The following is a 22251-nucleotide window of genomic DNA, read 5'->3' as shown; positions in this document are numbered from 1 at the left end:
ATCTATCGCCCATAATAGAGCATGACCGTGTGCTTCGCTTCGGCGAAGAACAGCCAGCGTTCGACCAGCATGCCGGCGAACTGGGCGATCGCGGCCAGCGCCGATAGCGCCGCCGCGAGCGGCCACGGCAAGGCGAAGGCGGCAAGCAGCAACAGGATCGGCAAACCGAAAGCCAGCGCCTGCGTGATCCGGCGCAGCTTGGCGCTGTGCTTGCGCGCGATGCGAAAACCCATTTCCTTGAGCAGGTAGTTCTCCTCAGTATGCGGCCATTCGAAGGATTGCACCATGCCGCCGGAGAGCCCGGTCGCGGTGTTGGCATTGGTCGGGATCTCAAGCTGGTCGTTGTAGCGCCACGTCGCCAGCTTCCAGCCCCAGCCGAGCAAAATGAGCAGCGCGGAAGCCGCCAGAAGCATTTTCGAGCCGAGAGAAAATGCTTGCAGCACAGCGTTCAGAAGCACGCTGCCGCTCATCGCCGAGTAGATGAGATAGCCGGGCAAGGTGTAGGGGCTGTGCCAGTGGGCGATGGGTTTCAGCGAGGCATAGATCATGCCTGTCATGCAGACCGTGGCTGTGGCGCCGACGGCGGCCAGGACGCCGGCGGCCGCCACCCAGCCATCGAGGCGGCTAAGGAAGACCCAGCCTACGCCGAACACGCCTGCGGGAATGAAGGTGGCGACCGAGGCAACGCCTTCGCGCGACAGCCATGAACTGCGCCATTGCGAGAACGCCCGCCAGGCACGTTCGGGCCTGCCGAGATGGCCGGTCGATGACAACAGGCCGGCGGCGATCAGGCCGAGCGCCAGCCCCATGCCGACGAAGCCCGGCCAGAAATCGGGCGCGACGAAGCCGAGCGGGCCGAGCACGCCGAGCAGCGCGAGCAGCCCATAGCCGGCACCCGTGGCGGTGGTGAAGAAGACGACCGAAAAAGCCGGATGCATGGATGGTCAGCTCGAAAGCATGCGGTCGACCCAGCCAAGGAAACCGCCCTCGGCCCGTAGCGGCTCCAGCGCGGGAGCGGTCACCGATGCGGCGCGTTGCGTGTGAGCGCGCGGCGGCAGGTATTTGTTGGTCGGGCGATAGCCGAGTTCAGGCATCAGGTCGACACCGCCGCGCTCCGCCACCAGTTGCGAAACGGGGGATTGGGGATCGCCGAGGTCGCCGAAATGCCGGGCGCTGGTCGGGCAGGCGGCGACGCAGGCCGGCACGCGGTCCCCCTCGGCCAGATTGTCGTTATAGATGCGGTCGACGCAGAGCGTGCATTTCTTCATCACCCCGACATCGCCATCGAATTCGCGCGCGCCGTAAGGGCAGGCCCAGCTGCACAATTTGCAGCCGATGCACTTGTCCTCGTCGATCAGCACGATGCCGTCCGACGCGCGCTTGTAGGAGGCGCCGGTCGGGCAGACGGTGACGCAGGCCGGCGTCTCGCAATGCAGGCAGGAACGCGGGAAGTTGACCGTGCGCCCACCCATCTCGGTGATGTGCTCGTAACTGTGCACGCGGTTGAACCAGACCCCGTCGACATGGCCGCCATAGGGGTCGATGTCGGTCAGCGGCGCCATGTGGCCGCCGGTGTTCCATTCCTTGCAGGCGGTAAGGCAGGCCTGGCAGCCGACACAGGTGTCGAGGTCGATGACGAGGCCGAGCTTCTTGCCGCCTGGACTTGGAAGACAGGTCATTCGGCCGCCTCTCTTGCCTGCCGAAACCCGGCGCCGAAAGTGAGCTTGTCGGGCGAGGGTTCGAAATGCGGCGGCTGTTGAAAACGCTCGAATTGCGGTTCGGTGAAGCCGGCCTCCTCCGCCGCGCATTTGACGATGCGCACGCGCAGATCGAACCACGCCGCCTGTCCCGTGACCGGATCGGAATTCGAATAACGCTTGCCCTGCGCGTCGGCCAAGGTCTGGTCTCCGATGATGTGGTTGAGCAGGAAGCCGCGATTGCTTTCGGCGGCATCGTCCTTCAGCCCCCAGCTGCCGCGTCGCTTGCCGATCGCGTTCCAGGTCCACACCGTGCTTTCGTTCACGCCGTCGACCAGCTTGATCTGCCCTTTCACCTTGCCGTTGATGCTTTCGATCCAGACCCAGTCGTCGTCGCCAAGGCCGAGCCCGGCGGCGGTTCGCTGATGCACGAACAGCCGGTTTTGGCTGGTGATCTGCCTGAGCCACGCGTTTTGCGAACCCCAGGAATGGTACATGTGCATCGGCCGCTGCGTCAGCGCGTGCAGCGGGTATTCTTCCTGGTCGACGGACGCTTCCTCGAACGGCATGTACCAGAACGGCAGCGGGTCCATGTAGGTCTCGACGCGCTTGCGTTCGCTTTCGGGCGGCATCACCCGGCCATGACCACGCGCGGCCAGCCGAAAACGCTGCATCGGTTCGGAATAGAGCTGGAAGACGATCGGCTCGGCCTTGGGGATAAAGCCCAGTTGCACCGCGAAGTCGAGATAGGAGCGGTTGGCCATCTTGTAATAGCGTTGGTCCTCGGTGAAATCGTGGTGCCAGAACCCGCCATTGTCGATGTAGCGTTGCAACTGGTTGGGGTTGACGTCGCCCTTGCCGATCGAGTTTTCGTCCTTGCCGCGCCAGCCTGCGAGCGGGCCGATGCCGGGCGTGCGTTCATGATTGACGATGTAGTTGGCATAGTCGCGGTACTTCGGCGAGCCTTCGTCATCGGCGAAGCCGGGCAGGCCAAGCCGCGCGCCGAGGTCGATCAGCACCGACTGGAAGGGCCTGACGTCGCGGTCGGGCTCGACGACCGGATGGCGAATGGCGTCGCCCGGCCCATCGGCATGGCTGATCGGCCGGTCGAGCAGGCTGATGCAGTCATGACGCTCGAGATAGGTGGTGTCGGGCAGGACCAGGTCCGCGAACGGCACGGTCTCGGAGTAGTAGGCATCGGAATAGATGATGAAGGGGATCTTGTAGTTGCCCGCTTCGTCATGGTCGGTGAGCATGGCCATGGTCTCGACGGTATTCATCGAGGAATTCCAGGCCATGTTCGACATGTACATCATCAGCGTGTCGATCGGGTAGGGATCGCCGGCCCAGGCGTTGCGGATGACTGTGTGCATCAGCCCATGGGCCGCAAGCGGCGAATCCCAGGAATAGGCCTTGTCGATGCGCAGCGGCGTACCCGCTTCGTCGACCAGCAGATCGTCGGGTCCACAGACGAAACCGAGCGGCATGCCGTCGAGCGGCGTCATCGGCCTGACATCCTTGCCGCAGGGCTTCGGGCCGGGCGGCGCCGACCTGGGATAGGGCGGCTTGAAGCGGAAGCCGCCCGGCACATCCACCGTGCCCAGCAGAACCTGCAGCAGGTGGATGGCGCGACAGGTGTGAAAGCCGTTGGAATGGGCCGAGATGCCGCGCATGGCATGCATCGAAACCGGCCGTCCCTTTATCGTCTGATGCCGGCGCCCGGCCCAATCGGTCCATGCCACCGGCAGTTCGATCGCCTGCTCGAAGGCGACGTGGGCCAGTTCGGCGGCGATCCGGCGGATCGTTCCGGCCGGGATGCCGCAACGCTCCGCGACCGCATCGGGCGAATAGCTGACGTCCATGTAGCGGTCCGCGATCAGCTGGAACACGGGAAGGCACCTGCGCCCGTCGACTGTGAAGCTGCCGGTCAGTGCCGGTTTGGCATTTGAATCGACTGCGTTGACGGAGGTCGTCGCCACTCTGTCCCATGCCAGCGGATTGCCGTCGCTGTCGCGCATGAACAGCCCGTCATCGGCCGCGCCCGGCTCCTGGATAACCAGGACATGCGCGTTGGTGTAGCGGAGCAGATAATCGAGATCGACGCGGCCGGCTTTCAAGAGTTCGTGGATCAGCGCGAACACGAACAGGCCGTCCGTGCCGGGCCGGATGCCGATCCAGTCGTCGGCGATCGCATTGTAGCCGGTCCGGCATGGATTGATCGACACCACCTTGGCGCCGCGCGCCTTGAGCTTGCCCAGTCCGATCTTGATCGGATTGGAATCATGGTCCTCGGCAACGCCGAACAGCATGAAGTATTTCGTGTTGTCCCAATCGGGCTCGCCGAACTCCCAGAACGAGCCGCCGATCGTGTAGAGCCCGCCCGCCGCCATGTTCACCGAACAGAAGCCGCCATGAGCGGCGAAGTTCGGCGTGCCGAACTGGCTCGCCCACCACCCTGTAAGAGATTGTGATTGGTCACGGCCCGTGAAGAAAGCGAGTTTCTTAGGATCGGTCCGGCGGATATTCGACAGCCGCTCGGTGGCGATCGAGAAGGCCTCCTCCCACTCGATCTCGCGGAACTCACCCGAGCCGCGCGGCCCGGTGCGCAGCAATGGCTTCTTCAGCCTGGCCGGGCTGTAGTGCTGCATGATGCCGGAGCTGCCCTTGCCGCAGATCACGCCGCGATTGACCGGATGATCCTTGTTGCCGTTGATGTAGCGGACCTTGCCGTCCTTGATGTGCACGTCGATGCCGCAGCGGCAGGCGCACATGTAGCAGGTCGTCTTGGCGATGCTGTCGGAAACATCAGGCGAGGTGTCGACACCGTCGCCTTCATCGGGCGCCCGCGTGTCGGCAAGCGGGCGTTGCGAGGGGGCTGAATTGGCGCCGCGCGGCGGTCCTTGCATCATGATCCCGTGGTGCTCGCGCGGTCAGCGGATTTGGCTCGCGTCTTCGGCCCGGGGCCGCGCATATAATGTTCTTCGGGATGGTAGCGGTCGCCGGCCAGCCGTCGCCTTATACCGCGGCTCCAATGCGCAAGCAGGGATCTGAACCGCCCGATCATTTTGCTCTTTGCGACCTGCAGGCTAATTTTTTCTAACTTCCGACGAAAAAGTAGAATAAAGCTATCGATCCGTCTAATCAGTTGTTCTTGTAAATTCGATCGATATTGGTTCTTAATACAGGCATGACCCTGGATCAGTTGCGCATTTTCGTCGCCGTCGCAGAGCGCGGCCACATGACAAAGGCGGCGGAGCTCCTGGGCATTTCCCAGTCGGCCGCGTCGGCGGCCATTCGCGCTCTGGAAGAGCAGCATGGTGTCCATCTGTTCAACCGCGTCGGCCGCAACATCGAGCTGGCCCAGACCGGCCATCGGTTCCTCCCGGAGGCCAAGGCCGTGCTGGAGCGGGCCGCAGCCGCGCGCAATGTCCTGGAACATGTTTCGCAGACGGTCGCCGGCAGCCTCTCCATCGCCGCCAGCCTGACCATCGCCAGTTACTGGCTGCCGCGCCGGCTGGCCTCTTTCCACGAGGCCTATCCGGCCGTCAGGCTGAGCGTCACCATCGGCAACACAAGGCAGGTCGAGGCCAGCGTGCTGGATGGAACCGCCGATCTCGGCCTGGTCGAAGGGCGCACCGAGTCCGACTTGTTGCGCCGCGTCAAGGTCGATACCGACCGGTTGATGCTGGTCGTTGCCAGCTCCCATCCAGAGATCGCCGAAACCGCGCCGGGCCGCCCTGACATCACCGGCCTGCGCTGGATAATCCGCGAGGGCGGCTCCGGCACGCGCGAGGTGCTGGAGGATCTGGCGCGCCGCGAGGGGATTTCGCTTGCCGACCTCAGGATATTCCTGGTGCTGCCCAGCAACGAGGCGGTTCGCCAAGCTGTCGAGGCGGGTGCCGGCGCGACCATCATTTCGGAGCTGGTCGTCGGGCGCGCGGTCGCCGAGGGGAGCCTGAGAGCCGTGCCGATCGAATTGCCCAAGCGCGACTTCGCCATGATTACCCATCGCGACCGTCAGGCAAGCCTGGCCCAGATGGCGCTGAAGGCGCATCTGGCCGCGGAGGCGAACGGGACTACGTAGGGGTAGGTTCAGCCGAACTTCCGCTGCGCATCGAGCGCCAGGCCGAGTCCGACCGATCCGAACATATCGCCTTCTATGACGGAAGCCCGCGGCACCAGCGACAGGATTTCCCGCCTTGCCAGCGGGATCGCCGTCGATCCGCCGGTCAGAAACACCGCGGTGATGTCGGAGGGCTTGATCCCGGCGTCGCGGATGGTCTGCGCCACCGTTTCGGTAACCCGCTCGATGTCTCGAGCGATCGTCGCCTCCAGCCCGTCGCGCGTGATCCCGGCGGCGAACGCCGCGCCCGGCAGCTTCACAGCCACGTCCGCCGATGACATGTCGGTCAGCTCTATCTTGGCTTTCTCGACCAGCGCCGCCAGCGCGTGCCCGTAGCGGTGCTCGACGATATGGATGAAGCGGTCGACCAGGTCGGCGCGCGCGGCCTCGTAGCGGATCTGGCGCAGATGCGTCATCGCCTTGGCGGTGTAGACCAGATTGATGCGCTGCCATGTGGCGAGATCGATGAAGTAGCTGGCCGGCAGATTGCGCTTGCCGTCCTTGGTCGGCGAGAGGTACCCGAGCTGCGGCATGACATGGGCGATGCTCAGCAGCCGGTCGAAATCAGTGCCGCCGATATGGATGCCGCGGCTGGCCAGGATGTCGTCCTTGCGATCGGTCGATCGCGCGCGCTCTGGCGAGACCCGCACGATGGAGAAGTCGGACGTGCCGCCGCCCATGTCGATGATCAGCGCCAGTTCCTCGCGTGTCACCTTCTGCTCGTAATCGAGCGCCGCCGCGATCGGTTCGAACTGGAAAGCGATGTGCTTGAAGCCCTGGGCACGGGCAGCCTTCTCGAGTTCGCCTTGCGCCACCGCGTCGGCTTGCGCGTCGTCATCGACGAACTGCACCGGGCGGCCGAGCACCACGCTCTCCACCACGCCGCCGGCGTCCTCTTCCAGCCGCGTCCTCAGATGACCGATGAACAGGCCGATAATGTCGATGAAGCCGATCTGGCGTGCCTTGATCCGCGTCTTCTCGTGGGCGAGCGAACTGCCGAGCACGCTCTTCAACGAGCGCATCAGGCGGCCTTCGATGCTGTCGGTATAGTCGCCGATAGCGCGGCGGCCAAAATAGGTATGGCCGTCCTCGAAATTGAAGAACACGGCACTTGGCAAAGTGGGCTGCTCGCCCTCCAGCGGGACCAGCCGCGCCTTGCCGTTCCGGATGACGCCCACCGTGGAATTGGACGTGCCGAAGTCGATGCCGCCGAATGCCTGATGCATCGCAGCCTCCTGTCATTGTTTCATGGCGGCAAAACAGCGGCGACGCGTCGCCGCTGTCATCGGGATGCCGGACCGCTCCTGGCGAACGGTATGTGCTTGTTTGCCCCTGGGTTGGGAGGCGGCGGTTTATCGCATGGCGGCGAAAAGGGGAACCCTCTTTTCCCGCGGCATCAATCCTTGCGGAACACCAGCCGGCCGAGCCAGCCCGTCACCATGGCCAGCGATACGGCGAACACGCCGTAGAGGAACGAATAGTCGTGGGCAACGCGGAAGATCGATTGTTCGAAGCCCGATTTGCGGATTTCGAGCTGCGCCGAACTCTCCTTGACGAATAGGCCGCTCTTGAACAGGAATGCGCGTGCTTTGTGCGTGCCGACCGAGACATCAGGCGCCAGCCTGACGGTAGCGCGAAACAGGTTCTGCGACAGGAATTGCACGCCCCCGACATTCTCGCTGTAGAGGCCGGCGGCGGCCTTGCGTTCGCGCAGTGCGGCCGTGAATTCCTCGATCGTCGCCGGGCTGTCACCGGCTTCGGCGGGCTGCATATAGAGGTTGGAGGCGCCGAGCGACAGCTGCTTGTAGCTGTTGGGTTCGGTGATGTCCTGCAGCGGCCGCGTCGTCGCGACCGAATAGGACACCGGCACGTTCTCGAAGGTCTCGGAATCCAAATTGACCCAGACGCCCAGCACCCGGTCCTTGCGGCGCACGACCACCGGTTTCGGCGGCCCTTCGAGCACGACGATGACGTCGTAACGGCCCTGGCGTGCGACCAGCGGGTCGGGATTTTCCAGCGAACCGAAGATGGTCAGGTCGGCGCCGGAAAAACCGGCGGTGATCGACACCGCGTCGGTGGAAAGGCCGATCTGGATGCCTTCCGTCAGCGGCGTCTGCGCCTTCGCCGGCGCGGCGGCGATCAGGGACAGGAGAGCGACGGCTGCGAGCGCTTTCAGGCCATTCATCAGTTGAGGCCCAGGCCGGACAGCGAATAAAGGTTGGGCGGCGTGACGAATAGATCGGTGGCAAGCCGGATCGCCACCGCCAGCACCAGCAGCGCCAGCAGCGCCCTCAATTGCTCGCCGCGCAGCCGCTGGCCGGCCTTGGCGCCATATTGCGCCCCAGCCACGCCGCCGGCCATCAACAGGAAGGCCAGCATCACATCGACGGTCTGGTTTGTGGTGGCGTGAACCAGCGTCGTATAGGCGGAGGTGAAGATGATCTGGAACAGCGAGGTGCCGATGACGACATTGGTAGGCACTTTCAAGAGATAGATCAGCGCCGGCACCATGATGAAGCCGCCGCCGACACCCATGATCGACGACAGAAAGCCGATGCCGGCGCCAAGCCCGAGCACCGGAATGACGCTGACGAACAGTTTCGACGCGCGGAAGCGCATCTTCAGCGGCAGGCGGTGGATCCAGTTGTGCTGGCCGGATTTCTTCAGCACCGGTGCCGCGCCGCTGCGCGTGGCGCGCAGGGCGTTGATGCTCTCGACCAGCATCAGCCCGCCGACGGTGCCGAGCAGCACGACGTAGAGCAGCGAGATGAACAGGTCGAGCTGGCCGAGCCTGCGCAGGAAGCCGAACACATAGATGCCGCCGGTTGAGCCGACGACGCCGCCGGCCAGAAGCACGCTGCCGAGCTTGAAGTCGAGCGTCCCTCGCTTCATGTGCGACAACACGCCGGAGACGGAAGAAGCGATGACCTGATTGGCGCCGGTGGCGACCGCGATCGCCGGCGGGATGTTGTAGAAGATCAAGAGCGGCGTGATCAGGAAGCCGCCGCCGACCCCGAACATGCCCGACAGGAAGCCCACCGCGGCGCCCATGGCCAGCAGCACGAAGACGTTGACGGAAATTTCCGCGATCGGGAGATAGATGCCCACCCGTCTGTCTCGATCAGTTTGCCTGTCGGCGAATAAAGCCGCTGCGGGCACTATCGCATCGAAAAGCCAATTTTCTCTTGCGCCGACGCGGCAGCGGGACCAAACCCCGTCACCGCGCCGAAACAAAAAACAACTCAATCAGTTAACAGGCAAATGTAAGGCAAGGGCGTCGTGGAAACGACGCTTCTGCCGTTATTTGCGCGCCAGCAATGCCTTGACCAGCTTCTCGTCGACCGCGCCCGTCGCTGGCAGCTTGTTGTCGGTCTGGAAAGCGATGATCGCGTTCTTGGTCTTCCCGCCCATCACGCCGTCGGCGCCGCCGGCGTCATAGCCGTTCTTGTTGAGGATGAGCTGGATGTTCTTGACCGCCTTTTTCATGTCGATGCCGGCCGTCGTCTGCGGCGTGCCTTCCTGCCAGGATTCGGGAATGTCCACCGAATTGGCCGCCGCGTTGAGCGGCTTGGCCTTCCACAATTCGGTCGCCGCGCGCGCGCGCTCGAGCTGCTCGGGCCGCAGCGCGTTGGCGATCTCGTCGCGCTTGGCCGCAGCATCCTTGTCGCCGGTCTTGGCGACGAGCGCGAACCATTTGTAGGATTCCTCCAGGTTCTGCTTCATGCCGACGCCCTTGGCGGCGAGGATGCCAAGATTGAACTGGCTGTCCTTGACGCCGAGGTCGGCGGCCGCCTGGAACCAATGCGCGGCCGATTCATTGTCGGTTGCGCCGTCGGCGGCCATGGCGAACAGCACCGCCAGATTGTGCATGGCGCTGGCGTTGCCCTGCGCAGCGGCGAGCTGGTACCAGGTCTTCGACTTCTTGATGTCGCGCGCGACGCCGATGCCCTTCTCGTAGAAATTGCCGATGCGGTATTCAGCCGGCGCGAAGCCGAGTTCCGCCGATTTCTCGTACCATTTGGCGGCAGCCGGCATGTCTTCCTTGACGCCGCGCGACTCGGCGTAGCGCGAGCCGACCTCGAACAGCGCCTTGGCGTCGCCACCGGCGGCGGCGTCACGCAAGGCGACCGGGCCGGCATCGGCCGGAATGTCGAACTTGATCGCGGCTGTCGCCGCCGGCTTGTCCATGGGCGCAACGGCGCCAGTCGTGTCGTTGGTCGTCGCCTCGGTCGCCACTGGCGCGGCAGGGGCCGCTTGGAGATCGGCATCCGTCGCCTGCGTAGCGCCGGCGGCTGGTGCCGGATCCGTCATGGCCGGGGCAGCGGTCATCGGAGCAACCGGCGCGGCCGAAGCCATCGCGTCGGGGGCGCTCGGGCCGGAGGCCATGGCCGACGTGACCGGCGAAGCGGGCTCGGCCGTGGGCGCTGTGTCCGGCATCGCGTCCGTATCAGACGGCATGGCCACGACGGTCCGCGCCGCCATATCGTCCTTGCTGGCCGGCGCGGATTGTTCGGCCTGCCTGGCCGGACGGGCCGGCGCGCTGTTCATCGCCGTCGGCTGAACTTCGGTCTTCGGCTGGCTGGCGGTATCGAGAGATGCCGTCTGAACCGGCTGCGCGGCGACGATCGGGGATGCGTCGTTGCTTGCCACCTGGGCGGGATCCGAAAGGAACGCCTTGCCGAGCTGCAGGCCGGCAAGCGCCAGCATGATCGCTGCCGCCGCCATCAGGATCGGCTTGCGCCGCGCCTTGAGCAGGTCGCCTATCCTGAGCGCCTTGACGGGGCCTTTCATCGTCGACTGGCGCTTCAGGGCGTCGGCCTCGGCCGCGGCCGCCTGCGCCGCGCGCCGGGCGGCGGCGATGAAATCCGATTTCGCCGCGTCGCTGTCGCCGAACTTTGCCGGTTGTCCGCGCTCGTCGCGCACGCGCTTCATGATGGCATTGAGGTCAGGCGCGCCGGAGCCGGGCTCCAGCGGGCGGTTGGCCACTTTCGGGTCGAGCGGCTCGTCGAGATCGACACTCGGGATGTCGGCGCTCGGCGCTGAGCCGGCCAGCGGCGGAACATCCGCCGCCTTCTTGCCCTTGAAGGCCCGCGCCAGTCCGCCGAACATCGATTTGCGGCCTGCCGGCTGGTCCTTTCCGGCGGTGGTGTCGGAACCGAGTGCGGCCATCGCGGCGGCGGCGGCGGCTTCCGCCGGCGAGCGCGTGCCCGGCCGGGGAGACAAGCCCGTTCCAACGTGCAGTGCGGGCTCGCCGGGCTCGGTGCGCACTATGGCCGCGGCACGCGCGTCCAGATCGGCCATGTCGCCAGTCAGCGGCAGCTCGTCCATGGTCATGGATGGTGCGTTCACGGCCATCTTGGGCCGCTGCAAGCCACGCCAGCCACTGGGTTCGATCGAGGCCGCGTCCAGGAGTTCGCTTACCGCTTCGGACGGCTCGCTGGTTTCCAGCGAGCCCAGCCTGTCGACGATCTTGAGCAGTGTGTCGTGAATGGCCTCGAAGGTCCGCGAATTGCGCTCGTCGGAACGCCGCGTCAGCGTCTCCAGGGTCTTCAGATCCTGGGCGAGGCCGGATACCGCGGCCGTATTGGTGCTCGTTCCGGCCAGCGAGCGCACCGCGTTCTCGGCCGCCTCACGTGCCGCGCCGAGGATGGAATCGCGGGTCCCGGCCAGCGCTTTTTCGATTTCGTCGAGGCGTGGGCTGATGTCCTCGAAGTCCGGCAGCGGCGTGCTGGGCTTGGAAAGATGCGCCGACAGGCCGGCGACCTGCGCCTCCAGGCTGCGGATCAGCGCCGGATCGATGCCGGCCACCTGGGCCGCCGAAGCGTCCAGCCGGCTTGAAATATCTTCGAGCCGGCTTTCCAGGCCCCGGATCGCCGCCTCGCCGGCGGGATCGGGAGCGCGTGTCTCCATGCGCTTGGCCAGTGCGGTGAAGCGAGCGTCGATGGCGTCCATGATGCCGGCACTGTCGACCTGCGGCATGCTGCGCTGGTCCAGCCGGTCGGCAACCTCGTCCAGCCGGCGCTCGAGATCGCGAAACAGCATGTTGCCCTGCTCGATGGCGTCGCCCTGGCGCCGCTCCATCATGCCCGACAGCACGTCGAAGCGCTGCTCCAGCCCGTGGAAGATGTAGTCGGCGTCGGGCATGGCCGGCGCCTGATCGATCTTGTCGGCGATCAGCGCGATCTGCTTGGCGAGCCGTTCCATCGCCTGCTCGGGCAGGTTGGCGCGGCCGGCGAGGTCGTCGACCCGGCTCGACAGCGTGTTCAGCCGGTCGATCACGACATTTGCGGGACGGTCCTGCGCCACTTCCTCGATCTGCTGGGCGAGCGAGTCGATCCGCTTCTCGATGCGCTCGAAGGCTTCGTGGTCGACTGAATTCGCCTGTGCGGCGACTGTCGAGGCGACGATGGCGCGGGAAATCTCGTCCAGCCGCTCGTCGATCATGGCCAGCGTGCCGCCGCCGCGATTGTCCTGCTGGCTGGCGAAATGGTCGACCGCCCCGGCCAGCGTGCGGACCTTCTCCTCCAGCGAGCGCAGGGACAGCGATTCCGGCAGGTTGTTGACGGCGTTGCTGATCTGCTCCAGCCGGTCGGTCAAGGCGGCAAGGGCGGGGTCGTCGGAACGTTTGCGCTGGTCGGCGTCGACGCGGTCCTCGAAGGCCGTCCAGCGGCGGTCGAACTCGTCCCAGCGGCGGTCGACCTTCTGCACGCTCTCCTCGCGCGCCAGCGTGTCGAGCGCGGCCTTGACCTGTTCGAGTTCCAGTCGCAGCAGGTTGACGCTCCTGTCGTCGCTCTTCTCCGACAGCGATTTGATGGCGCCGGAGAGCCGCTCGAATTCCACGCCGAGTTCGGCGCTGCCCTTGCCCGATGTCCCGGATTTGGCGTTCGACTGGAAGGCGCGGTCGATGTCCTTGCGCAGCGCGTCGAATTCGCGCTGCAGCCCTGAAGTCACCTGGTGGCGCAGTTCCTCGCGCATGCCGCGCAGTTCGCTGGCGATCTTGCCGACCATGGCGACGCTGTCTTCTTGGCCGCGCACGCGGTCGATGTCACGCGCGATCGCCTGATAATTCTGGTCGAAGGGTGCAGGGGAGGGCGCCGGGTTGTGCGCACGCGGTGCCGGCTGCGGATCCTCGTACCAGCGCTGCTGGGCCGTCGGCTGCGCAGCGGGAGAGCGCGGGTCGGAGGCGGGGTAACGCGGTTCGGCGCCATATTGGCGAGGAGCGGGTCGTGCCGTCGCGTCCTCGCGCGTCTGCCCCAGGCGCTGTTCCAGCGTCTCCAGGGAGCGGTTCAGCTGCTCGAGCGTGGTCTGCGGCTTGCGCTGCCTGCCAGCATTGAGTGTATCGAGGTAGGACCGCTTGCTGTTCATCGGTGCGTCCGTCTTTCAGATTGGCCGGCTTGCGGCCAGCTCCCCAAGTCCCTGCCGGAACGAGGCGACCGCGCTTCGATGCCACGGTGGAAGACAAGCTTCCCGGGTTTCCCCGCGCTCCGAAAAACCGTGAAAATTCGATACAGGATAACCACGGGTAGCCGACACGCGCACATTTCGCCCAACGTGGTAAACAACGCGTTAACCAAGCTTAAGAAGTTGCAAGGAAGTTGGCTGACGTGACTTCCGGTGCGGCATAAAGCACCGTTCTCAGAACGCCCTTGCGTCATGAGACGGCTACCGGTATAGAATTGACGTAAACGTAAATGGCGTATCAACTGCGCTGTTTTCGATTTGTTTGTCGAAACCACGGCCGGAAGCACGCCCCCGCTTCCAGTCAGGCGACGCATGGTCCGGGACCGCGACGCCACCAGACGGGGAAGCCAGTGACCATGAAGCTTATCTCGGCCGGCGAGACCGCGGCCAACACCAATAATGCAACCGTTGAAGCCGGCGAGGATCTCTCCCGCATCGGCGAGATGGCCAAGAAGTACGGCGTGACGCTGCGCACGCTGCGTTTCTATGAAGACAAGGGCCTGCTCAACCCCCAGCGCGACGGTTCGACCCGTCTCTATACGCGCCGCGACAAGGCGAGGCTGAAGCTGATCCTGCTCGGCCGCAAGGTTGGGTTCTCGTTGCGCGACGTCAAGCAGATGATGGACCTCTACGATCCGACCGGTTCCAACACCAAGCAGTTGCGGCTGGCGCTGGACAAGTCGGAAAAGCAGCTCGCTCGCCTGCAGAAGCAGCGGGCGCTGATCGACGACGCCATCAATGAGCTCGGCGGCTCGATGTCGGCGGTGCGTCAGATGCTGGCCGAGCGTTCGGCGCCGCAAGCGAGCGTCGCGAGCTAAGCCACCCTCCGATACTGTCGGACCCTTCACCACAAAGCCGCGTGGCCATGCCGCGCGGCTTTTCGCTGTCTGGCCTGCCTGCTTCGCGCTGGCTTGCGCATTGCCGTGACGCTTGGCCGATTGCGCCCGTGGTGGCGGAAATCTTGCCGCAGCGCAGATATTGACGTTTACGCAAACGTCAATATTTGCTATTGCGGCTTCGACATTGGCCCGCTTGCCGCGCACGGCTTGATTTCGGGGTCAATCCGCATGGTGGAGGAAAAGCATGCCGATCTACAGGGCCCCGGTCCAGGACACGCTGTTCGTGCTCAACGAGGTGCTCGGCTATCAGCGCTATTCGAACCTTCCGGGGTTCGCCGACGCAACGCCTGACGTGCTGGAGGCAATTCTCGCCGAAGGGGCCAAGCTCGCCGAGAACGTCATGCATCCGCTCAACCGTGTCGGCGACATGGAGGGCTGCGTGCGCCATGACGACGGCTCGGTGACCACGCCCAGGGGCTTCAAGGAAGCCTTCGACCAGTATCGCGAAGGCGGCTGGATGGGCCTGGCGGCGCCCGTCGAGTTCGGCGGCCAGGGCCTGCCCTATGCCGTGCACACGGCGGTGGCTGAATACATGGTGTCGGCCAACATGTCGCTGATGATGTATCCGGGCCTGACCCAGGGCGCGATCGCCGCCATCATCACCCACGGCACCGACGAGCAGAAGGCGACCTGGCTGCCCAGGATGGTCGAGGGCAGCTGGACCGGCACCATGAACCTGACGGAGCCGCATTGCGGCACCGATCTTGGCCTGCTGCGCACCAAGGCGGTGCCGAACGGCGATGGTACCTACAAGATTTCAGGCCAGAAAATCTTCATCTCGGCCGGCGAGCACGACATGTCGGACAACATCGTCCATCTGGTGCTGGCCCGCATCGAAGGCGCGCCGGAGGGCGTCAAGGGCATTTCGCTGTTCATCGTGCCCAAGCTGAAGCTCGACGCCTCGGGCAATCCGGGGACGAGAAACACCGTCTCCTGCGGCTCGATCGAGGAGAAGATGGGCATCCATGGCAACTCGACCTGCGTCATGAATTATGACGAGGCCGAAGGCACGCTGCTGGGAGAGGCCAATGGCGGCCTCAAGGCGATGTTCACGATGATGAACGAGGCCCGCCTCGGCGTCGGCCTGCAGGGCCTGTCGCTGTCGGAGATCGCCTACCAGAATGCCGCCGCCTATGCCAAGGACCGGTTGCAGGGTCGCTCGCTGTCGGGCCCGAAGGCGCCGGACAAGAAGGCCGACCCGATCATCGTTCATCCCGACATCCGCCGCTCGCTGATGACCATGAAGGCGTTCAACGAGGCCGGCCGTGCACTGGCGCTGTGGACCGCGATCAAGTCCGATATCGCGCACCGCTCCGCCGACGACAAGGATCGCCAGGCGGCCGACGACTACACCGGCCTGATGACGCCGGTGGTCAAGGGCGTGCTGACCGACAAGGGTTTTGATCACACCGTCATGGCGCAGCAGGTGTTCGGCGGCCACGGCTACATCGAAGAACATGGCATGAGCCAGTTCGTGCGCGACGCCCGCATCGCCATGATCTATGAAGGCGCCAACGGCATTCAGGCGCTCGACCTCGTCGGCCGCAAGCTCGGCTTGAACGGCGGCCGCGCCATCCAGGCCTTCTTCAAGGAGGTCGGCGAGTTCTGCGAGGAAAACCGCGCGGACGAAAAGATGGCGCCGTTCACCAAGGGTTTGAAGAAGGGCCTCAACGATTTGCAGGCGGCGACCATGTGGCTGCTGCAGAACGGCATGGCCAAGCCCGATAATGCCGGTGCTGCCTCGACCGACTACATGCATCTCTTCGGCCTCGTCGCGCTGGGCTACATGTGGGCGCAGATGGCCAAGGCGGCACAGGGCAAGACTGATGCCAACGGCTCCCAGTCTTTCTACGAGAACAAGGTCGTGACCGCGCGCTTCTTCATGGAGCGGATCATGCCGGAGACGTCGGCGCACCTCGCCCGTATTTCGAGTGGTGCCGATACGCTGATGGCCCTGTCGGCGGAAGCGTTCTAAACTCCGTCTCGCTAGCCTTTCTGTCTGTCGATACGCGGAGGAAATCGTGGCGACAAATCCCGCCGAAGTGCTCTCTTTGCCGAAACCAGCCTGGGCGGCCGACGAGGTCGGCATGCTCTACGACATGGCTAGCCGCTTCATGTCGGAGGAGATCGCACCGCGCTACGACGAGTTCGAGAAGAACGAGATGGTCGACCGCGAAAGCTGGTTGAAGGCTGGTTCCGCCGGCCTGCTCTGCGCGTCCATGCCGGAGGAATATGGCGGCTCCGGCGGCACCTTCGCGCATGAGAGCGCCATCATCGAGGCGATCGGCCATGTCGGCGTCGACGGTTTCGGCATCGGCCTGCACAATTCGATCGTCGCCCCCTACATCCTCCATTACGGTTCGGAAGAGCAGAAGAAGAAATGGTTGCCCAGGCTCGCCACCGGCGAACTGATCGGCGCCATTGCCATGACCGAGCCCGGCGCCGGTTCCGACCTGCAGGGTGTCAAGACCCGTGCCGAGAAGGATGGCAACCAGTACAAGATCAATGGCTCCAAGACCTTCATCACCAACGGCCAGCTGGCGAACTTCATCATCGTCGTCACCAAGACCGATCCGGAGAAGGGCGCCAAGGGCACATCGCTGATGGTCATCGAGACCGACGAGGTCGAGGGGTTCGAACGCGGCCGCAACCTCGACAAGATCGGACTGAAGGCCAACGACACGTCGGAGCTGTTCTTCAACGACGTGCGTGTACCGACCTCCAATCTGCTCGGCCATGAAGAGGGACAGGGCTTCGTCCAGCTGATGCAGCAATTGCCTCAGGAGCGGCTGCAGATCGGCACCGGGGCGATCGCCATGATCGAACGGGCGCTGGCGCTGACCATCGACTACGTCAAGGAGCGCAAGGCCTTCGGCAAGGCGATCATCGATTTCCAGAACACACAGTTCAAACTGGCGGAGCTGAAGACCGAGGCCACCATCGGCCGCGTCTTCTACAATGACTGCGTCACCCGCCACATCAATGGCGGCCTCGATCCGGTGACCGCTTCGATGGCCAAGTACTGGCTCTCCGACCTCCAGGGCAAAGTCGTCGACGAATGCCTTCAATTGCATGGCGGCTATGGCTACATGAACGAATATCCGATCGCCCGCATGTTCCGCGACGCTCGCGTCCAGCGCATCTATGGCGGCACCAACGAGATCATGAAATTGCTGATCGGACGCTCGCTCTGAGCAGCTTTTCAGCGAACCCCAGGGAGCATGAAAAATGACCGAAGCTTATGTCTATGACGCCGTGCGCACGCCGCGCGGCAAGGGCAAGAAGGACGGATCGCTGCACGAAGTGCCGGCGGTACGGCTCGCCGCCAGGACGCTCGAGGCCCTGCGCGATCGCAACGGGCTGGACACTGCAAACGTCGACGACATCATCTTCGGCTGCGTCGACCCGGTCGGCGAGGCGGGTTCCGTCATTCCACGCGCCGCCGCCTTCGAGGCCGGCTACGACACCAAGGCACCCGGCATGCAGATCTCGCGCTTCTGCGCCTCCGGCTTGGACGCCATCAATTTCGGCGCCGCCAAGATCGCGCAAGGCGCCGATGAAATCGTCATCGCCGGCGGCGTCGAATCCATGTCGCGCGTCGGCATGGGCATGTCCGGTGGCGCCTGGTTCATGGATCCTTCGGTCGGCCTGCCCGGCTGGTTCGTGCCGCAAGGCATTTCGGCCGACCTGATCGCCACCAAATACGGCTTCTCGCGCGACGACGTCGACGCTTACGCGGTCGAGAGCCAGAAGCGCGCCGCAAGATCCTGGGCTGATGGCCGCTTCAAGAACTCGGTCATCCCGATCAAGGACCAGAATGGTCTCACCATTCTCGATCATGACGAGCATATGCGGCCGTCGACCGACATGCAGTCGCTCGCCTCGCTCAACCCGTCCTTCGTCATGCCTGGCGAAATGGGCGGCTTCGACGCGGTGGCGGTGCAGAAGCATCCGGAGGTCGAGGAGGTCAACCACGTCCACCACGCCGGCAACTCGTCCGGCATCGTCGATGGCGCGGCCGCCGTGCTGCTCGGCTCGAAGAAGGCCGGCAAGGCGATGGGTCTCAAGCCGCGCGCGCGCATCCGCACCTTCGCCAACATCGGCTCCGAGCCGGTGTTGATGCTGACCGGCCCGGTCGACGTCACCGAGAAACTGTTGAAGCGCGCCAAGATGAAGCTGTCGGACATCGACCTGTTCGAGCTCAACGAGGCCTTCGCCTCGGTGGTGCTGCGCTACATGCAGGCTTTCGAAATTCCGCACGACAAGATCAACGTCAATGGCGGCGCTATCGCCATGGGTCACCCGCTCGGCGCCACCGGCGCGATGATCCTCGGCACCGTGTTGGACGAACTCGAGCGGCGCGACCTCAACACCGCGCTGGTGACGCTCTGTATCGGCGCCGGCATGGGCACTGCAACCATCATCGAACGCGTCTGACGGGGAGAGAACGATGAGCTACACCAATTTCACCCTCGACATCGACGCCGATGGCATCGCCTTGGTCACCTGGAACAGCCCGGACCGCTCGATGAACGTCTTCACCGAAGAGGTGATGCGCGAGCTGAACGATATCGTGGACAAGGTGGCCGGCGACGCCGCCATCAAGGGCGCGGTGATCACCTCCGGCAAGGACACCTTCTCCGGCGGTGCCGACATCACGCTGTTGCAGAGGATGCTGACCACCTTCGCCACCGACAAGGTCAAGGATGTCGAAAAGGCGACCAAGGCGCTGTTCGACAATGCCGGCATCATGACCGGCCTGTTCCGCAAGCTGGAAACTTGCGGCAAGCCATGGGTCTCGGCGATCAACGGCACCTGCATGGGCGGCGCCTTCGAAATGTCGCTCGCTTGCCATGGCCGCGTCGCGGCCGATTCCGACAAGGTCAGGATGGCACTCCCCGAGGTGAAGATCGGCATCTTCCCCGGTGCCGGCGGCACCCAGCGTGTGCCGCGGCTGACCGACCAGCAGCAGGCGCTGCAAATGCTGACCTCCGGCCAGACCCTGTCGCCGCAGAAGGCGAAGGCGATGGGCCTGATCCATGAGATCGCCGAACCGGCCAAGCTGGTCGAGATGGGCAAGGCGATGATCAGGAACGGCCTCAAGCCGGTGGCGCCGTGGGACGAGAAAGGTTTCAAGCTGCCCGGCGGCCCGGTCTATTCGGCGGCCGGTGCCAATCTGTGGCCGCCAGCCATCGCCATCCTGCGCCGCGAGACCCATGGCAATTATCCGGCCGCCGCGGCGATCCTGAAATGCGTCTATGAGGGCCTCCTGGTGCCCTTCGACACGGCGCTCAGGATCGAGCAGCGCTATTTCACCGAGATCATGCAGACCAAGGAAGCGGCGGCGATGATCCGCTCGCTGTTCGTGTCGCTGCAGGAATTGAACAAGGGCGCACGCCGCCCGGCCGGCGTGCCGGACACCAAGTTCAAGAAGATCGGCATCCTCGGCGCCGGTTTCATGGGCGCGGGCATCGCCTATGTCACGGCCAAGGCCGGCATTCCGGTGGTGCTGCTCGACCGGGACATGGAGGCGGCCGCAAAGGGCAAGGCGCATTCCGACGGCCTGATCTCGGATCAGGTCAAGAAGGGCCGTGCCAAGCCCGAGGATAAGGACAAGCTCTTGTCTCTGATCACGCCGACGGCAGACTTTGCCGACCTCGCCGGCTGCGATCTCGTCGTTGAAGCCGTGTTCGAGGATTCCGCCGTCAAGAAGAACGCCACCGAACAGGCGGAAGCCGTGCTGAAATCGTCGGCGATCTTCGCCTCGAACACCTCGACCATTCCGATCACCGGCCTCGCCAGGAATTCGGCGCGGCCGAAGAATTTCATCGGCATCCACTTCTTCTCGCCGGTCGACAAGATGATGCTGGTCGAGATCATCCTTGGCAAGAAAACCGGCGACAAGGCCCTGGCCACCGCGATCGACTTCGTGCGGGCCATCAAGAAGACGCCGATCGTCGTCAACGACACGCGCGGCTTCTACGTCAATCGCTGCGTGCTGCGCTACATGTCGGAAGCCTACAAGATGCTGATCGAAGGCGTGCCCGCGCCGATGATCGAGAATGCGGCAAAGGCCGCCGGCATGCCGGTCGGTCCCCTGGCGCTGACCGACGAGACGGCCATCGACCTTGCCCAGAAGATCATGAAGCAGACCATCAGGGATCTCGGCGAAAAGGCCGTCGACCCCAGGCAGATGGCGCTGATCAACACCATGGTCGACGATCACGGCCGCTTCGGCCGCAAGAACGGCAAGGGTTTTTACGACTACCCGGGCAAGCCGGCCAAGAAGAAGCTGTGGCCCGGCCTGAAGGATCTTTATCCGCAGCTCGCGGCCGAGAAGGTCGACTATGAGGAGCTGCAGCAACGCCTGCTGGTCACCATCGCGCTCGAAGCGGCGCGCGTGATGGAAGAGGGCATCGTCACCGATCCACGCGAGGCCGATGTCGGCTCGATCCTGGCCTTCGGCTTCGCGCCCTACACCGGTGGCGCGCTGTCCTATATCGACGGCATCGGCGCCAAACAATTCGTCAAGATCGCCAAGGCGCTGCAGAAGAAGTATGGCGCCGAGTTCAAGGCGCCCAAGCTGCTCCTCGACATGGCCGAGAAAGGTGAGACCTTCTACGAACGCTTCGACCCCTATGCCAAGGGCGATGTGAAGCAGGCAGCCTGACAGAGCGTCATGTTATGTCTGGGCGCGCATGCCGGCCACGGCGCGAAGCCGTGGCCCCTACATGATGGGCGGTGAAGGCCGGCTGGCCTTTCGCTGCCTGCCGACCGACTATGACCGCAAGGCGCGCCGCTTCCTCGACATTGACGCGGTTGTCGCCGCACTTGGCCGTGCGGTGAACCGCGGCCACCGACCGAGGCAGAACGCATTTTCATGACATCGCACCAGGGACTGCGCGGCCTGGCCAAATCGTCCGGCTGACCAACCCGTTGGCAAGCAGGATTCGATCGACTTTCCCAAACCAGGCGCGGATGATATATTAGGTATCGCTAACATGAGTTTCCATCCCGGCCGAGGAAGGCAATAAGGCGATCAAGGACGGCAGCATGGGCAAGATCATCGAGCAAACCCTGTCCGATCTCAAGCCGGAGGCTGCCTATTTTACCGCGGACGGTGGTTGGCGGACGGCCTACCTTTTCCTGGAGGTAAAGGACAGTTCGGACATGCCCTATGTCGCCGAGCGGTTCTTCTTCGCCTTCAATGCCACCGTCGAGCTCATCCCGGTGATGAACGTCGACGAGCTCCAGAAGGGCCTGCCGAGGGCGATGGCGGCATTGGCCGGATAGCCGGCTTCGGCCATGACACTGTGCCGTGGTTGCGGCACACAGCTTTGTTCGTGATCCGCCAGCCCGCTGGTGGACAACTCAGCCGTTGCGCGTTAGACAGGAAGAGGCATTTTTTCCTGTTTCGAAGGAGAGCACGTCATGCTCTCGCACGACCGAGTCTGGGCTGCCATCGATGCTCTTGCCGAGCGCTATTCGCTTTCGGCTTCGGGTCTGGCAAGGCGCGCGGGACTTGATTCAACCGCCTTCAACAAATCCAAACGCTTGTCCTCGGACGGTCGGCCGCGCTGGCCTTCGACCGAATCGCTGGCCAAGATCATCGAGGCGACGGGCGCTTCGCTGGACGAATTCACCGGGCTGATCGAAGGCCGTGGCGCATCGCCCGCCAGCCGGCGCGCGGTGCCGTTGCTCGGCTTCGCCCAGGCCGGCGCCGGCGGCTTCTTCGACGATGCCGGCTTTCCGGCGGGGCAGGGCTGGGATCTCGTCGAATTGCCGGCGCAATCGACCGAAAGTTCCTATGCGCTGCAGGTGCAGGGCGATTCCATGCTGCCGCTCTACCGCAATGGCGACGTCCTCATCGTCGAGCCGGGTGCGGCCACCCGCAAGGGCGACCGCGTCGTCGTCAAGACCACATCGGGCGAGGTGATGGCCAAGGTGCTCGAGCGCCAGACAGTCAAGTCGATCGCGCTGGTCTCGCTCAATCCAGAGCATCCGGACCGCGACATCCCCATGCTCGAGGTCGAGTGGGTGGCGCGGATCGTCTGGGCAAGCCAATAGGTGC

At 64.4% G+C, this 22251-nt stretch carries 16 protein-coding genes; 9 read left to right on the top strand and 7 right to left on the bottom strand.

The window, feature by feature from the left end; translation table 11 throughout:
• Positions 1 to 2: 2 nt before the first annotated feature.
• The 3 genes from FJW04_RS10615 to FJW04_RS10605 are packed head-to-tail and all read right to left on the bottom strand — an operon-like array spanning position 3 to position 4606.
• A complete protein-coding gene (locus tag FJW04_RS10615; protein WP_140714013.1) occupies positions 3 to 938 on the bottom strand; it encodes a DmsC/YnfH family molybdoenzyme membrane anchor subunit in 936 nt (311 codons plus the stop codon).
• Positions 939 to 944: 6 nt separating this feature from the next.
• On the bottom strand, positions 945 to 1679 hold the full coding sequence (locus tag FJW04_RS10610; RefSeq protein ID WP_140714011.1) for a 4Fe-4S dicluster domain-containing protein: 735 nt from the start codon (positions 1677 to 1679) through the stop codon (positions 945 to 947).
• Positions 1676 to 4606, bottom strand: coding sequence for a molybdopterin oxidoreductase family protein (locus FJW04_RS10605; protein ID WP_181172919.1), 2931 nt, complete (start codon positions 4604 to 4606; stop codon positions 1676 to 1678). Before FJW04_RS10605 ends, FJW04_RS10610 begins: the two co-directional genes overlap by 4 nt.
• Before the next feature lie 278 nt (positions 4607 to 4884).
• Here FJW04_RS10605 and FJW04_RS10600 point away from each other — a divergent pair, with 278 nt between their 5' ends.
• On the top strand, positions 4885 to 5781 hold the full coding sequence (locus FJW04_RS10600) for a LysR family transcriptional regulator (protein WP_015319316.1): 897 nt from the start codon (positions 4885 to 4887) through the stop codon (positions 5779 to 5781).
• Between the two features lie 8 nt (positions 5782 to 5789).
• Here the strand turns inward: FJW04_RS10600 and FJW04_RS10595 are convergent, their stop codons facing one another.
• The 4 genes from FJW04_RS10595 to FJW04_RS10580 form a co-directional block, all read right to left on the bottom strand.
• The gene (locus FJW04_RS10595; protein WP_140714009.1) at positions 5790 to 7046 is read right to left on the bottom strand and encodes an Hsp70 family protein; all 1257 of its coding nucleotides are present in this window, start codon (positions 7044 to 7046) and stop codon (positions 5790 to 5792) included.
• Positions 7047 to 7216: 170 nt separating this feature from the next.
• Complete coding sequence (locus FJW04_RS10590) at positions 7217 to 8005, bottom strand: TIGR02186 family protein (RefSeq protein WP_140614750.1); 789 nt, start codon at positions 8003 to 8005, stop codon at positions 7217 to 7219.
• Complete coding sequence (locus FJW04_RS10585; protein ID WP_015319313.1) at positions 8005 to 8928, bottom strand: sulfite exporter TauE/SafE family protein; 924 nt, start codon at positions 8926 to 8928, stop codon at positions 8005 to 8007. The genes FJW04_RS10590 and FJW04_RS10585 overlap by 1 nt, the downstream gene beginning before the upstream one ends.
• Before the next feature lie 192 nt (positions 8929 to 9120).
• On the bottom strand, positions 9121 to 13185 hold the full coding sequence (locus FJW04_RS10580) for a peptidoglycan-binding protein (RefSeq protein WP_140714007.1): 4065 nt from the start codon (positions 13183 to 13185) through the stop codon (positions 9121 to 9123).
• 452 nt (positions 13186 to 13637) lie between these two features.
• On the opposite strand from FJW04_RS10580, the gene FJW04_RS10575 reads away from it, so the two are divergent.
• The 8 genes from FJW04_RS10575 (at position 13638) to FJW04_RS10540 (ending at position 22247) form a co-directional block, all read left to right on the top strand.
• The gene (locus FJW04_RS10575) at positions 13638 to 14099 is read left to right on the top strand and encodes a MerR family DNA-binding transcriptional regulator (protein ID WP_015319311.1); all 462 of its coding nucleotides are present in this window, start codon (positions 13638 to 13640) and stop codon (positions 14097 to 14099) included.
• A 265-nt stretch (positions 14100 to 14364) separates the two neighbouring features.
• The gene (locus FJW04_RS10570) at positions 14365 to 16155 is read left to right on the top strand and encodes an acyl-CoA dehydrogenase (protein ID WP_140714005.1); all 1791 of its coding nucleotides are present in this window, start codon (positions 14365 to 14367) and stop codon (positions 16153 to 16155) included.
• A 46-nt stretch (positions 16156 to 16201) separates the two neighbouring features.
• Positions 16202 to 17374, top strand: a complete 1173-nt coding sequence (locus FJW04_RS10565; RefSeq protein ID WP_140714003.1) for an acyl-CoA dehydrogenase family protein — start codon at positions 16202 to 16204, stop codon at positions 17372 to 17374.
• Between the two features lie 34 nt (positions 17375 to 17408).
• Positions 17409 to 18617 carry an acetyl-CoA C-acetyltransferase gene (locus FJW04_RS10560; protein WP_015319308.1) on the top strand — a complete coding sequence of 403 codons (1209 nt, stop codon included), beginning with the start codon at positions 17409 to 17411 and terminating at the stop codon, positions 18615 to 18617.
• A 13-nt stretch (positions 18618 to 18630) separates the two neighbouring features.
• The gene (locus FJW04_RS10555) at positions 18631 to 20850 is read left to right on the top strand and encodes a 3-hydroxyacyl-CoA dehydrogenase NAD-binding domain-containing protein (RefSeq protein WP_140714001.1); all 2220 of its coding nucleotides are present in this window, start codon (positions 18631 to 18633) and stop codon (positions 20848 to 20850) included.
• 28 nt (positions 20851 to 20878) lie between these two features.
• Positions 20879 to 21064, top strand: coding sequence for a hypothetical protein (locus tag FJW04_RS10550; protein ID WP_318011802.1), 186 nt, complete (start codon positions 20879 to 20881; stop codon positions 21062 to 21064).
• A 169-nt stretch (positions 21065 to 21233) separates the two neighbouring features.
• Entirely contained in the window at positions 21234 to 21473 is a 240-nt protein-coding gene (locus FJW04_RS10545) for a hypothetical protein (protein WP_224718779.1), read from the top strand.
• 138 nt (positions 21474 to 21611) lie between these two features.
• On the top strand, positions 21612 to 22247 hold the full coding sequence (locus FJW04_RS10540; RefSeq protein WP_015319305.1) for a helix-turn-helix transcriptional regulator: 636 nt from the start codon (positions 21612 to 21614) through the stop codon (positions 22245 to 22247).
• Positions 22248 to 22251 lie beyond the last annotated feature (4 nt).

Origin of the sequence: Mesorhizobium sp. B2-7-3, assembly GCF_006440715.1 — a bacterium.
Taxonomy (GTDB): domain Bacteria; phylum Pseudomonadota; class Alphaproteobacteria; order Rhizobiales; family Rhizobiaceae; genus Mesorhizobium; species Mesorhizobium australicum.
The sequence above is the reverse complement of the archived record's forward strand: the minus strand, read 5'-3'. Positions and strand labels throughout refer to the sequence as shown.